The organism is Embleya australiensis (assembly GCF_051903075.1).
In the GTDB taxonomy this organism is placed as follows: Bacteria; Actinomycetota; Actinomycetes; order Streptomycetales; family Streptomycetaceae; genus Embleya.
The window spans coordinates 4,305,663-4,321,060 of record NZ_CP182422.1 but is presented as its reverse complement, the minus strand read 5'-3'; the positions used below and the strand labels follow the sequence as shown (position 1 = coordinate 4,321,060).

Annotated in this window: 2 protein-coding genes; both read right to left on the bottom strand. The window is 73.1% G+C overall.

The genetic code is table 11. The features are described 5' to 3' along the window. Nucleotides 1-49 precede the first annotated feature (49 nt). Nucleotides 50-7,378, bottom strand: a complete 7,329-nt coding sequence (locus tag ACMXN5_RS18660) for an amino acid adenylation domain-containing protein (protein ID WP_439676218.1) — start codon at nt 7,376-7,378, stop codon at nt 50-52. Further along, nucleotides 7,375-15,372 (bottom strand): amino acid adenylation domain-containing protein, encoded by a 7,998-nt coding sequence (locus tag ACMXN5_RS18655; RefSeq protein ID WP_439676217.1) that lies wholly within the window; start codon nt 15,370-15,372, stop codon nt 7,375-7,377. The genes ACMXN5_RS18660 and ACMXN5_RS18655 overlap by 4 nt, the downstream gene beginning before the upstream one ends. Nucleotides 15,373-15,398 lie beyond the last annotated feature (26 nt).

Genomic DNA, 15,398 nt, shown 5'->3' with positions numbered 1-15,398 from the left:
CGAATGCGTCGAATGCGTCGAATGCGCCGGGGGATCGAGTGGTCGGGGGTCAGGCGGGCTCGGCCGCGGCCCGGGCCGCCGCCAGAGCGGAGAGCGCGTGCTCGACGGCCCGGCCGATGGCCGCCGCCGGGGCGGGTCGCATCATCTGTTGGTGCGTGCAGTCCACGTCGTACGCGTCGATGGCCCGGCCGACGTGCGGCTCCCAGCTCTTGAGCTTGAGGGCGCGCTCGTCCCGCGTGCCCCGATCGCTGCCCCCGGTCGCCACGAAGAGCGTCATGGGGCAACCGTCGAAGCGGCCGGGGGTGAAGCGCCGGAACAGCTCCAGGTTGTTGCGCATGATGCCCAACAGGCGTTCCAGGGTGCCCTGTTCGAACGCGGCGAGCGGGCCGCCCGAACGGGCGAGGTGCGCGGCGACGCCCTGCGGGGTGAGCCGGTCGAACCCCGCCGGGTCGACACCGGCCTCCGTCAGGAAATCGGCGAGGAACTCCTCGTCGCTCGGCGAGGCGCCGTGCGCGTCGTCGGGGTAGGCGTCCAGGTTCGCCAGGTAGGCCACTTCCTCGCCCGCCGCCCGCAGTCGCACGGCCATCTCGTGGGCGACGACACCGCCGTAGGACCAGCCGAGCAGGTGGTACGGGCCGGTCGGCTGGATGGCCCTGATCCGGGCCAGGTAGTCGTCCGCGACGTCCCCGATGTGCTCGGGCAGCGGGCCGGGCTCGGCGATGCCGCGCGCTTGGAGGCCGTAGACGGGCTGCTCCGGGTCCAGGTGCTCGGCGAGCGCGGCGAACGGGATGGCGAAGCCCAGGCCGCCGTGTACGCAGAACAGCGGCGGCCTGCCGCCGGTCGGGCGGATCGGCAACACGGGCCCCAGCGGGTCGCCGGCCTCGCCCTCGGTGACCGCGCTCGCGGCGAGGGCCTCGACGGTGCGATGCTCGAAGACCGCGCCGAGGCCGATCCGCAGCCCGAGGCGGGCGGCGCCGTCGATCAGCCTGATCACTTTCAGACTGTCCCCGCCCAGTGCGAAGAATCCGTCGTCCGGGCCCACGTCGTCGACACCGAGCACCTCCTCGATCGCCGCGCACAACAACCTTTCCCGCTCGGTGCGGGGCCGCTGCGGCGCGCGGTCGGCGCCGGCCCGGGGGCGGTCGGGGGTGGGCAGGGACTTGACGTCGAGCTTTCCGTTGGCGTTCAGCGGCAGCGCGGGCAGCGGGAGATAGCTGTCCGGCACCATGTAGCCGGGCAGGGAGCGCGCCAAGTGCCGTTGCAGTTCCTCCGGTTCCGGGTTCGGGCAGCCGGGGGCCGGCACCACGTAGGCGACCAGGCGACGCTGGCCCGTGCGTTCGGCGGGAGCCAGCACAGCGGCCCGCGCGATCGCCTGATGGGCGCTCAAATGGCGCTCGATCTCGCCGAGTTCGACGCGGTAGCCGCGGATCTTCACCTGCTGGTCGGCGCGGCCGACGTAGTCGATCCGGTCGTGCCGGTCCCAGCGCACCAGGTCGCCCGTCCGGTACATCCGCTCGCCCGGCGCCCCGAACGGGCACGCCACGAAGCGGTCGGCGGTCGCACCGGGCCGGTCGAGGTACCCGCGGGCGAGGCCCTCACCCGCCAGGTACAGCTCGCCGACCACACCGCGCGGCACCAGTCCCAGCGTCTCGTCCAGGACGTAGGCGCAGGTGTCCCCGATCGGCAGCCCGATGGGGACGGTGGCCCCGCCGCCGACCAGGGCGGTGTTCTGGCAGGTGGCGAAGGTGGTGGCCTCCGTCGGGCCGTACACGTTGAATACGACGGTGTCCGGCAGCGCGGCCCGCAGGCGTTCGATGTGGTCTGCGGACAGCGCCTCGCCGCCGGTGAACAGGGCCCGCACGCCGGCCATGGCGCGGGGCCGGGTGTCGGCGAGGGTGTTGACGAGTTGGGTGGTGAGGAAGGCGATGGTCACCCCCGCCCGGCCGACGAACGCCTCCAACGTCTCGGGGTCGGCGGGCCCCGGCGGGCAGACCGCCAGCCGCGCGCCGTGGGTGAGCGGCGCCCAGATCTCGAAGGTGGACGCGTCGAAGGCGACCGCCGCGAAGCACAGGAAGGTGTCGTCCGGCGTCGGCGCCAACTCCGGCAGCCCCCCGACCAGACGCACGGCGGCCCGGTGCGAGACGGCGACGCCCTTGGGCTTTCCGGTGGAGCCGGAGGTGTAGATGACGTAGAGCAGGTCGTCGGGTGCGACGACCGCGGCGGGCCCCGGGGCGGCGGGCAGCGCGGCCGACGCGGCCACGGTGTCGGGGGCGTCGAGGACCACGACCTCGGCCCCGGCACGCTCGGCGCCGGAGGCGGCCCGGCTCGCCAGGGACTCCTGGGTCAGCAGCAGGCGCGCACCGCTGTCGGTCAGCATGTCGTGGACCCGCTCGGCGGGGTACGACGGGTCGAGGGGCAGATACGCCGCGCCCGCCCTGGCGATCGCCAGCACCGTGATCACCGTGGCCGGTCCGCGCTCCAGGAGCAGGGCCACCAGGTCGCCTCGGCGGGTACCGCGGGCGGTCAGCAGGTGGGCCAGACGGTTCGCGGCCGCGTCCAGTTCGGCGTACGTGACCTCGACCAACCGCTCCGGGGAACCCGGCTCGGCGTGGATCAGGGCCACGGCGTCCGGCGCGGCGGCGACCCGGGCGGCCACCAGCTCGGTGACCGTGGTGTGCGGGGTGCCGATGCGATGGGTGCCGAGGGCGAGCAGTTCGGCGTGCTCCCGGGGGTCGACGATGTCCAGGCGGGACAACGGCCGAGCAGGCTCGGCGAGCGCGGCGGCCAGCAGCCGCAGGTAGGCGTCGGTGATGCGGCGCGCCGTCGCGGGCTCGAAGAGGTCGGCGGCGTACTCGACGGCCAGCGACAACCCCGGCCCGGCCGAGTCCCCCGCCTCCTCGGTGAGCTGGAAGAGCAGGTCCCACTTGGCGGTCTCCCCCGGCACGGGCTCCTGCGTCACCGAGACCCCGGCGTCGGCGTCCGCGGGGGTCTTCGCGTCCGGGCCCGGTGCCGCCTGCTGGAAGCCGAGCATCACCTGGACCAGCGGGTGCCGCGACATCGACCGCTCGGGGTTGAGCACCTCCACCAGCTTCTCGAAGGGCACGTCCTGGTGCCGATAGGCGGCCAGGTCGCACTCCTTGACCCGCTCGACCAACTCCCGCAGGCTCGGGTCGCCCGAGGTGTCGGTGCGCAGTACCAGCGTGTTGACGAACATGCCGACCATGTCGTCGAGGCGCTCGTCGGTGCGGCCCGCCACGGGACTGCCGAGCGCGATGTCGGTGCCCGCGCCCAACCGGGTGAGCAGCGCCGCGAGCCCGGCGTGCAGCACCATGAACACGCTGACGCCCCACTCGGCCGCGAGCCGGTACAGGTCGTCGCCGAGCTCCTGCGGCACCGCGGTGCGGACGTGGCCGCCGCGAAAGCCCGCCCGGGCGCCGCGCGCGAAGTCGAAGGGCAGCGCCGGCTCCTCCGGGAGACCGGCCAACGCCTCGGTCCAGTACGCGAGTTGGCGAGCCAGCTCACTGCGCGGATCGTCCGCGTCGCCGAGCAGTTCCCGCTGCCACAGGGCGTAGTCCGCGTACTGCACCGGCAGTGACGGCAGTTCGGGCGCACGGCCGGTGCGTCGGGCCCGGTAGCACTCGGTCAGGTCACGGGTGAGCGGGGCGAGGGACCACCAGTCGGCCGCGATGTGGTGCACCACGAGCAGCAGTACGTGCTCTTCGGGGCCGAGCGCGAACAGGCCGGCCCGCACCGGGATCCGGGTCTCCAGATCGAAGCCGCGCGCCGCCTCGGCGGCGAGCGCGGCGGGCAGGCGCTCCTCGGTCGTCTCGCTCACCGGCATCGGGACGAGGGCGTCGGCCGGCGCGAGCACCCGCTGCTCGGCCGGACCCGCACCGTCGTCCCCGGCCGTGGCGCGCGGCGGGAAGACGGTGCGCAGCGCCTCGTGGCGCGCGACGACGTCCCGCAGCGCCCCCTGGAGCGCCGCGACGTCCAGGGGCCCCGAGAGCCGGACCGCCAGCGGGATGTTGTAGAGCCCGTCGGGCGCGCCGAGGCGTTCGATGAACCACAGCCGCTGCTGCGCGTACGAAAGGGGCAGGGACGCCGGACGCGGGCCCGCGACGAGCGGGGCCCTGCCGCGCTCCGCACCGGGCAGCCGCTGTGCGAGGCGCGCCGGCGTCGATGCCTCGAACAGGTCTCGTATCCGCAGTTCGGCGCCGAGTTCGGCGCGGACCCGGTTGACGATGCGCGTCGCGAGCAGCGAGTGGCCGCCGAGCGCGAAGAAGTCGTCCTCCACGCCGACGCGTTCGAGCCCGAGCACCTCGGCGAAGACGCCGCAGAGCAGCTCCTCCTCGCGGGTGCGCGGGGCGCTCGCCGACGTGGCGTACGCGGGTGCGGGCAGCGCACGCCGGTCCAGCTTGCCGTTGGCGGTCAGCGGCAGCGCGGCCAGCCGAACCACGGCCGCCGGGACCATGTAGTCGGGCAGCCGCTCACCGACGAACGCCCGTAGTTCCGCGCCCGGTTCGGCCGTCGCCTCCGGGCCGTCGCCCGCGTCGTCGCGCAGCACCACGTACGCGACCAGGCGCTGGTCGCCCGGCCGGTCCTCGCGGGCGACCACGGCCGCCTCGGCGACGCGCGGGTGCCGGCCCAGCACGGTGGCGATCTCGCCCGGCTCGATCCGGAATCCGCGCAGTTGCACCTGCTCGTCGGCGCGCCCCAGGTATTCGAGGGTGCCGTCGGATCGCCACCGGCCCAGGTCGCCGCTCCGGTACATGCGGGCGCCCGAGGGCTCGAACGGGCAGGCCACGAAGCGCGCCGCGGTCAGGTCGGGGCGCCCCAGATAGCCGCGCGCGAGGCCGGGGCCGGCGACGTACAGCTCGCCGGGCACGCCCGCCGGTACGGGTTGGAGGGCGCCGTCGAGCACGTACACCCGCAGGTCCGCGATGCCGCGCCCGATCACGCTGCCGCCGTTGCCGGCCGCCGTCGCGGCGTCCAACTCCTGGTAGCTGACGTGCACCGTCGTCTCGGTGATCCCGTACATGTTGACCAGGAGCGGCCGGTCGGGGGCATGCCGGGCGTACCAGTCGGCGAGCTTGCCGACATCGAGCGCCTCCCCGCCGAACACCACGCGACGCAGCGCGAGTTCGCGCGGGCGCTCGGAGTCGGCGCGGATCAGCTGATAGAACGCGGACGGCGTCTGATTGAGGACGGTGACCCCCTCCCCGGCGAGCAGGTCCAAGAACGCGCCGGGCGAACGAGACACGTCGTACGGCACGACGACCAGGCGCCCGCCGCGCAACAGCGCGCCCCACAACTCCCACACCGTGAAGTCGAAGGCGATGGAGTGGAAGAGGGTCCACACGTCGTCGGGTCCGAAGCCGAACCGGTCGTCGGTGGAGTCCAGCAGTCGCACCACGTTGTGGTGCGGTACCACCACGCCCTTGGGACGACCGGTGGAACCGGAGGTGTAGATGACGTACGCGGGGTGCTCCGGATCCGCGTCGAGACCCGGGTCCGTGTCCGGGCAGGCGGCGAGCGCGACCGAGGTCTCCTCGGCCCCGAGGTCGACACGCTCCACGGCCGGTGCGTCGGGCAGCTCCGGCAGTCCCGCGTCGGCGCACGTCAGCAGGAGCGCGGGGCGCGCGTCACGCAGCACGTAGGTGATCCGGTCCGCCGGGTGGCCCGGTTCCAGGGGCAGATAGGCCGCGCCGGCCTTGAGAACGGCGAGGACCGCGACGATCAGCTCCGCGCCGCGCGGGAGCGCGAGGGCCACGAACGTCTCGGGCCCCGCGCCCCGCGCGGCGATGAGGTGGGCGAGCCGGTTCGCGCGGGCATCCAGCTCCCGGTAGGTGAGGGTGCCGCCGGGCCCCTCGGTCCCGGGCACGGTGACCGCGACGGCGTCGGGGGTGCGTGCGGCCTGCGCGGCGAACAGCGCCGGGATGGTGGTGCGGCGGGCGGGCTCACGCGGAGCGGCCGACGCGCCGCTCCACTCGGTGAGAAGGCGCGCCCGCTCGGCGGGGTCCGGCGCGCCGAGGCGGGCGAGGAGCATGTCCGGCTCGTCCGCGACCTCCTCGAGGATGCGGACGAACCGATGGAGGACACGTGTCGCGGCGGCCCGGGCCGTCGCCTCGCTCTGCCCCAGCGTCGAGTCCTTGTAGGCGAGTCGCAGATCGAGGCGCTCGCCGGGGAACGCCGTCAGGCTCAGCGGGTAGTGGGTGGCCGAGTGCATCTCGGCCGCACTCACCTCACCGCCGAACTCGCGGCGCAGGGTCTCCCCGTCCAGCGGGTAGTTCTGGAACGCGAGCACGGTGTCGAAGAGTTCGCCCTGGATGCCGGAGGCGGCCTGCGCCTCGGCGAGCGGCAGGTGCTCGTGCGGCATCATCTCGACCTGCTGTCGGGCCAGCGCCCGGAACAGCTCGCTCGCCCTCAGGTCCGGGCGCAGCTCGGCCCGCACGGGCAGGGTGTTGGCGAAGAGCCCGATCATCGACTCGACGTCCGGCACCTCGGCGGGCCGGCCGGAGGTGACGACGCCGAAGACGACGTCCTGGCGGCCGGTGAGCCGGCCGACCAGCAGCGCCCAGCAGCCCTGCACCACGCTGTTGAGGGTCAAGCCCTGCCCGCGGGCCCATCCGGCGAGCGCGGCCGTGCTCTGCGGTGACAGTACGTGCTCGACGAACGAGGGCGGTTCGAGTGCCCGGCCCGCGTCGGGAAGCACCCGCACGGGCCCCTCCAGCCCGGCGAGCAGCGTGGCCCAGGCCGCCCGCGCCGCGTCCCGGTCGCGGTCGTTCAGCCAGGTCAGGAAGGACCGGTACGGCGCGGGCGCGGCCAGTGCCGCCCGCTCGCCCCGCGCGCCGAGGAGCAACAACTCGTGGACGGCGAGCGGAAAGGACCAGCCGTCCATGAGGATGTGGTGCACCGACCACAACAACCGGTGGCGCCGCTCACCGAGCCGGATCAGCGTGAACCGCATCAGCGGCGGACGCGCCAGGTCGAACCGGCGCAGCCGGTCCTCGTGCGCGAGCCGCCGCGCCGCGGCCTCCCGCTCGGCCTCGGGCAGCCCCGTCAGGTCCCGGAAGTGCCAGTCCGGCTCGACCTCGCTCTCCTTGAGAACGATCTGGACGGGTTCGCCACTTTTGCGATTGCGGAAGCAGGCTCTGAGGTTCGAGTGTCGGCTCAGCAGCGTCGCCGAGGCCGCCCGCAGCCGGGCGGCGAGCCGGGGCCCGTCGTCCGTGTCCCGGTCGTCGATGTCCGCGACGAACTGGAGCGTGTAGAGGTCGGGTGCCGCCGGGTCGTACGAGGACAGGAACAGCAGCCCCTGTTGCAGCGGTGAGAGCGGCAGTACTTCGCTGATCTTCGACCCGGCTCCGGGAGCGGTCGTCACGACAATTCCTCATTCAACTCGAATTCGAGATCGGCCAGTTCCTCGTCGGAGAGGGAGATCAGGCTGCCCTCGGGCTCCACGGCGGCGCGTTCGGGACCGTCCTGCTCGTGTTCGGCGGCGATCTGTGCCAGGGCGGCGGCCGTCTTGTGCGTGAAGATGTCGCGGGTGGTGAGGGCGAGGCCGGCTTTGCGGGCGCGGCTGACGAGTTGGATCGAGCGGATGCTGTCCCCGCCCAGGGTGAAGAAGTCGTCGTCGATGCCGACATCGGTGAGGCCCAGGACGTCGCCGAGGATGCCGCACAGCAGCCGCTCGTTCTCGTTGCGCGGCCCGCGCGCGGTGTCCCGATCGGCCGCCGTGGGCGACGGCAGCGCCTTGCGGTCGAGCTTGCCGTTCGAGGTCAGCGGCATCGCGTCCAGCACGACCCAGGAGGCGGGGATCATGTACGCGGGCAGGAGCTGGGCCAGCTCGGCGCGTACCCTGCCGGCGTCCACGCCGGGCCCGGTGAGGTAGCCGACCAGGCGGGGGTTCCCGGACGCGTCGGGCAACACCGCGACGGCGGCATCGGCGACCGTGTCCAGGGAGCGGATCACGGCCTCGATCTCACCGGTCTCCACACGCCGTCCGCGGATCTTGATCTGGTGATCGCGACGCTCGATGAACTCCAGCTGCCCGTCGGCGCGTTGCACGACCCGGTCGCCGGTGCGATACATCCGGGCACCGGCACCCGCGAAGGGATCGACAACGAACGTGGCCGCGGTACGGGCGGGATCATGCAGGTAACCGCGACCCACACCGGCACCGCCGACGTACAACTCGCCCGGCACACCGGCGGGAACCGGCCGCAGCTCGTCACCCAGCACGTACAGGCGGGTGTTCCGCACGGCCGTACCGATCGGCACCCGAGACCCGAGGATGTCGGAAGCGGTGATCACGGCATGCGTCACATCGTCCGAGCACTCCGTGGGCCCGTACGCGTTCATCAGCGGGATCTTCGGATGACGGGCGTGCCAACGCCGGCACAGATCGACCGGCAGCGCCTCCCCCGTGGTCATCAGCCACCGCAGATCCGGCAGTTCCGGAGCGACGTCTTCGAGGTCCCACGCGTCCAGCGCCGCCCGCAGCAACGAGGGAACGACCTCAAGCACGGCGACCCGTTCATCGCGGGCCACGGCGAACAGGGCAGCGGGGTCGGCCGCCATGTCGGTGCCGCACACCCGGACCCGACCACCGACGACCAGCGGCGCGAGCATCTGCCACACCGACACGTCGAAGGTGAGCGGCGCGTTCTGCACGACCGACTCACCGGCTGCGAGGTCGAGGTCGGCGACCTTGGCCCAGAGATGATTGAGCATGCCCGACCGCTGCACCATCGCCCCCTTGGGACGACCGGTGGACCCCGACGTGAACATCACATACGCCAGGTCCGCCCCGGAACCGACACAAGCCGGCAGCTCGCCGGGGATCGGCGCGCCCTCCAGGTCGACGACCGTGACGGGGACGGTGGTTGTCGAGGCGGCAAGCTCGGCCGCCGACGCCTCGTATCCCGCGCCCACCAGCAGATGGCCGGCGCCGCTGTCCCCGAGCAGGGACGTGTTGCGGGCGGTCGGCGCGTCCGGATCGAGCGGCAGATACGCGCCACCCGCCCCCAACACGCCCAACACACCCACCACGAACGACACCCCGGGATCGGCGAACATCGCCACCACCGAGCCGGTCGACACCCCGGCCTCCGCCAGCCGGACGGACAGTCCACCGGCCGCGGCGACCAGCTCCCCATAGGTGAGCGATGTGGTGCCGTCGGACACGGCGGTCTCGTCGGGGATGCGGGCGGCCACCGCGCGTACCCGCTCGACGACGCCAAGGCTCTCCTCGGGGATCGACGGGTCCCATGTGCCGAGCAGCCCGCCCAGCTCACCGGTCCTACCGGGGCCGGCCGCGGTCGCCGGGGCGGTCACATCGACGTGGGCGAGCGGCAGTTCGGGCCGCTCCGCGACCGTGCGCAGCAGGTGCTGGAAGATCACCGCGGTCCGCTCGACGTCGTCCCGGGTGAACCGGTCCGGCGCGTAGTCCAGACGCAGGGTCAGGGCGTCGCCGGGGAAGACCACCATGCTCAGCGGATGGTGGCGGGCGTCCCTGGCCTCGGCGCGCACCACACGCGGACCGTCGGCGCCGGTGTCGAGGCCGTTCTCGTCCAGCGGGAAGTTCTCGAAGAGCACCACGGTGTCGAAGACTTCGCCGGAGAGCCCGGCGGCCTTGTGGATCTCGGCGAGGCCGAGGTGTTCGTGCGGGAGCAGCGCGGTCTGCTGATCCTGGAGGGCGTGCAGCAGTTCGGTGAGCGTGGCGCCGGGATGCAGCCGCGCGCGCACCGGCACGGTGGTGAGGAACATGCCGATCATCGACTCGACGTCCGGGACCTCGGCGGGGCGGCCGGAGGTGACGGCGCCGAAGACGACGTCCCGGCGGCCGGTGAGCCGGCCGAGCAGCAGCGCCCAGCAGCCCTGCACCACGATGTTGAGGGTCAGCCCCTGTGCGCGGGCCCACCTGGACAGGGCGGCCGTCAGCTCACGGGGCACCTCGGCCTGTACCGAGTCGGGCAACATCGGGGCGTGGTCGCGATCGCCCGGGACGAGCAGCGTGGGTTCGGCCACATCGGCGAGCACCGCGTGCCAGGCCGCCTTGGCGGCCTCCCGGTCCTGCGCGGTCAGCCAGGCGAGATAGGAGCGGTACGGGGCCGGGTCGGCTGACAGCGCGACGTCCGCGCCGGTCGCGCAGAGCGTGAACAACTCCCGTACGAGCAGCGGCATCGACCACCCGTCGACCAGGATGTGGTGGCTGGTCCAGATGAAGCGGTGCCGGTCCTCGCCGTGGGTGACCAGCGTGAAGCGCAGCAGCGGCGGGGCCGCGAGGTCGAAGCGACGGGCCCGCTCGGCGTCGGCGATCCGGTCCAGTTCGGCGGCCCTCGCGGACTCCGGAAGATCCGTCAGGTCGATTGCCCGCCAGGGCAGTTCGGCGTGCCGCGGGATGAGCTGAACGGGTGCGCCGGTGGCGCGGGCCCGGAACGAGGCGCGCAGATTCGGATGCCGATCGAGCAGCGCCTGGCCCGCCGCACGCAGCATGGCGGGGTCGAGGTAGCCCTCGATGTCCGCGACGATCTGCAGGGTGTACACGTCCACGGCGTCCACCGCGTCCGCGTCGTCTTCGGCCTCGGCCGCGCCCGCGGTGTCGTAGTCGGCGTGGAAGAGCATGCCCTGCTGCAGCGGGGTGAGCGGCAGGACGTCCACGAGGGCGGTGCCGGTCCGCGCGAACTCGGCCTCGTACTCCTCGATCTCGTCCTGCGCCGGCTCCACCAGCGGCAGGTCGGACGGGGTGAGGCCGCCCGCACCCGGCGCGCCGGCGAGCCGGGCGAGCAGTTCCAGGGCGCGGAACCACGTCTGCGCGATGTCCTGGGCGTCCTCCTCGGCCACGGTCCGTCCCGCCCACGCCCAGTTGGCGATCAGGTGCGGTCCGTCGTGGCGGTCCTCGGTCGCGGGGGTGACGTCGAGCAGGTGCGGCAGCGGCATGCCCGGGTGCGCGCCGGTGCCGACGACGCCGTTGCCGGCGACGGGTTCCCACAGCCGGGTGTCCCGGGCGTCGAAGCGGCCCATGTAGTTGAAGCCGATCTGCGGCCGGTTGAGGCCGGCGAGGGCGCGGGCGGCGTGCGGGTTGAGGTAGCGCAGCAGGCCGTAGCCGACGCCGCGGTCGGGCAGCGCGCGCAGCTGTTCCTTGATCCGCTTGAGGGCCGTGGACAGGGCGGGGCCGCCCGCCCACACCTCGTCCCAGTCGAGCGTGCCGGGGTCGAGGCGCACCGGGAAGGCGCTGGTGAACCAGCCGACGGTGCGGGACAGGTCGAGGTCGTCGCCGAGCTGCTCGCGGCCGTGGCCCTCCAGCTCGATGAGGGTCTGCGCGTACCGGGCGTGGCCGTGCCGCCGGCGCCAGTCGGCGACGGCGAGCGCGAGGCCGGTCAGCAGGACGTCGTTGACCTCCGCGTGGAAGGCCGCGGGGACCTCCGTGAGCAGCGGCCCGGTGACGTCGGGGCCCAGTTCGAGGCGGAGGGTGCGCCGGGTGCCGTACACGTCCGTGGCGGGGTCGAGCCGGTGGGTGCCGACCAGCGGATCGGGTCCGGCCAGGATGCCCTGCCACAGGGCGAGTTCGGGCCCACGCACCTGGGTGCGGGCCTGCTCGGCGAGCAGTTTCGACCAGCTGCGGTACGAGGTGCCGACGGGGTCGAGGGCCGGGGCGCGGCCGGCGGCGAGCGCCTCGTAGGCGGCCGCCAGGTCGGGCAGCAGGATGCGCCACGACACGCCGTCGATGACGAGGTGGTGGGCGCAGAGCACCAGCCAGGCGGTGTCGGCGTCGGGTCCCGCGCCGATCAGCACCGCCTGAACCATGACGGCGCCGGCGGGGTCGAGTCGGGCGCGGGCCGCGGCCGCCTGCCGCTCGGTGTACCCGAGGACGTCCTCGGCGTCCGCACCGCCGTCGAGGCCCTGAACGGCGATGACCAGGCGCTCACCGGAAAGCGCGCCCGGCTCCAGGACCTCCGCGTGCCAGAGCCCCGGGGCCGGTTCGGTGGCCCGGGTGCGCAGCGCGTCGTGGTGGTCGACCAGGGCGTGCAGGGCCGCGTCGAGCCGGTCGGCGTCGAGCGCGGCGGGAACGCGCACCACGACGTGCTGGCTGTACTTGACGACCGGCCCGGTGAGACTGCCGCTGTCGTCATGCAACTGAGCCATGATCGGCGTGAGTTCGTACGGGCCGCTGCCCTCGTCGTCCGCACCCGCGCCGGCGCCGCTCGCGGCCTCGGCGTCGACCCTGCCCGCCGCCTGTGCGAGGGCGGCGGCCGTCTTGTGGGTGAAGATGTCGCGGGTGGTGAGGGCGAGGCCGGCTTTGCGGGCGCGGCTGACGAGTTGGATCGAGCGGATGCTGTCCCCGCCCAGGGTGAAGAAGTCGTCGTCGATGCCCACATCGGTGAGGCCCAGGACCTCGTTGAAAATGCCGCACAGCAGCCGCTCGTTCTCGTTGCGCGGCCCGCGCGCGGTGTCCCGATCGGCCGCCGTGGGCGACGGCAGCGCCTTGCGGTCGAGCTTGCCGTTCGAGGTCAGCGGCATCGCGTCCAGCACGACCCAGGAGGCGGGGATCATGTACGCGGGCAGGAGCTGGGCCAGTTCGGCGCGTACCCTGCCGGCGTCCACGCCGGGCCCGGTGAGGTAGCCGACCAGGCGGGGGTTCCCGGACGCGTCGGGCAACACCGCGACGGCGGCGTCGGCGACCGTGTCCAGGGAGCGGATGACGGCCTCGATCTCGCCGGTCTCCACACGCCGTCCGCGGATCTTGATCTGGTGGTCGCGACGCTCGATGAACTCCAGCTGCCCGTCGGCGCGTTGCACGACGCGGTCGCCGGTGCGATACATCCGGGCACCGGCACCCGCGAAGGGATCGACGACGAACGTGGCGGCGGTACGGGCGGGATCGTGGAGGTATCCGCGTCCGACACCGGCACCGCCGACGTACAACTCGCCCGGCACACCGGCGGGAACCGGCCGCAGCTCGTCACCCAGCACGTACAGGCGGGTGTTCCGCACGGCCGTACCGATCGGCACCCGTAGGTCGAGGGTGTCGGAGGCGGTGATCACGGCGTGGGTGACGTCGTCCGAGCACTCGGTGGGCCCGTACGCGTTCATCAGCGGGATCTTCGGGTGACGGGCGTGCCAACGCCGGCACAGATCGACCGGCAGCGCCTCACCTGTGGTCATCAGCCAGCGCAGGTCCGGCAGTTCGGGGGCGATGCCCTCGATGTCCCAGGCATCCAGGGCCGCCCGCAACAGCGAGGGCACGACCTCCAGGACCGCGACCCGTTCGTCGCGTACCAGGGCGAACAGCGCGGTGGGGTCGGCCGCCATGTCGGTGCCGCACACCCGCACCCGACCACCGACGACCAGCGGCGCGAACATCTGCCACACCGACACGTCGAACGTCAGCGGCGCGTTCTGCACGACCGACTCACCGGCCGCGAGGTCGAGATCGGCGACCTTGGCCCACAGGTGGTTGAGCATCCCGGACCGCTGCACCATGGCGCCCTTGGGACGACCGGTGGACCCCGACGTGAACATCACATACGCCAGGTCCGCCCCGGAACCGACACAAGCCGGCAGCTCGCGGCAGGGAGACACGTCCGCCAGGCCCACGACCGTGACCGGGGCGGTGGTGACCGAGCGGGCGAGTTCGCCGGCCGATGCCTCGTATCCCGCGCCCACCAGCAGGTGGCCCGCGCCGCTGTCCCGCAGCAGCGCACCGTTGCGGGCGGTCGGCGCGGCCGGATCGAGCGGCAGATACGCGCCACCCGCCCCCAACACACCCAACACACCCACCACGAACGACACCCCGGGATCGGCGAACATCGCCACCACCGAACCCGCCGACACTCCGGCCTCCGCCAGCCGGACGGAGACGCCTGCGACGCGCGTAACCAGCTCGCGATAGGTGACGTTCTCTGCGCCGTCGGACACGGCCACCGCGTCGGGCGTTTCCGTCGCCACGGCACGTATGCGTTCGACGAGCCCTTCGTCCGCCTCCCCTTCGGCGGCGGGGTCCCACTCGCCGAGCAGCCCGAGCAGCTCACCCGTCGCGCCCAGGCCGACCCGGCCGAGCGGCTGATCGGCGGGCATGGCGGCGAGCGCGGCCAGGAAGGTCTCGAAGCGGGCCAGGTGTGTGGCGAGTTCCGCGGAGCCGTACAGCTCGGGGTTGCCGTCGAGGTGGATCTCCATCGTGCCGTCGGCCGTGTTCAGGACCGTCATGATGAGGTCCTTGACGATGCCGGTGGACAGGTTGACCACCAAACCGCGGCAGTCGTCGGAGAAGGCCAGCTCCGGGTCCTGGTTGAGCACGTTGATGAACGGCCCGAAGGCACGCTGGTCGTCGGTGCGCAGGCCGATGTCGCGGCGGATGCGGTCGCCGCGGTAGCGCTGGTGTTTGAGCGCGCTCGCCACCTCCACCCAGGCCCGGCGCAGCAGCTGGGTGCGGGTCATCTCCGGGCTCACCCGCACGGCGAGCGGCAGGTAGTTGGCGAGCATGCCGGGGACCTGCCGGCTGATGGCGCCGACCCGGCCGGTCACCGGCAGGGTGAGCAGCGGTCCGGCGACACCGGTGACCCGCTGGGTGTAGGCGGCCATCGCGGCGACCATCAGGACGGGCATGGTGACCTTGCCGTCCTGGGCGAGGGCGCGCAGCGCGTCGGTGGCCTCGGGGGAGAGGCGGGAGGTGTGGCGCAACGCACCGCGGCCGGGGGCGGGCTCCTCCTCGGAGAGGGAGACCAGCTCGGGCGCCGGCCCGTGCGCGCCGGAGGTGAGGCGCTGCGTCCAGTAGGTACGGTCCCGCTCGACCAGCGGCGAGTCGCGGTATTCGCGCTCGGCGTCCAGGAGGCGGTGGAACGCCGGGATGGCGCCGGGGTCCGCTGCCGAATCGGCGATGCCGGCGACGAGCCGGGTGTACAGCTCGGCGAGCCTCGGGTAGAGGAGCACGCGGCTGTAGCCGTCGATGAGGATGTGGTGCATGCACAGGTAGAGCAGGTGGTGCTCGGGCCCCAGCTTGATCAGCGCGCCGCGATACAGCGGAAAGTCGGTGACCTTCAGGGGCTCGGCGTGGTCGGCGCGCATCCACCGCTCGGCGGCGGCCAACGGCTCGGCCTTTTCGCTGAAATCGAAGATCTTGAGCGGGAGTTGGGCGAGTGGACGGATGATCTGCCCAGGCACGCCGTCCTCTTCGAGGAACTGCGCGCGCACTCCCTCGGCCTCGTCGGCGAGGCGGTGCATCGCCTGTACGAGCAACCCCACGTCGAGTGGCCCGCGCAGTTCGATGTAGTCCGCCATGTTGTAGGCCAGCGGCCCGGTGGCGAACCGCTCGTCGAACCAGATCTCGGCCTGCGCCGCGGTGAGCGGAAGGACAGTACCCCGGTTTTTTGCCATCGCTTTGCTCTCCGTCATCCTCAGCT

Bases quoted from the DNA above. Each gene is read 5' to 3' on its own strand.
- ACMXN5_RS18655 (WP_439676217.1), bottom strand. From the start codon at position 15,372: ATGGCAAAAAACCGGGGTACTGTCCTTCCGCTCACCGCGGCGCAGGCC.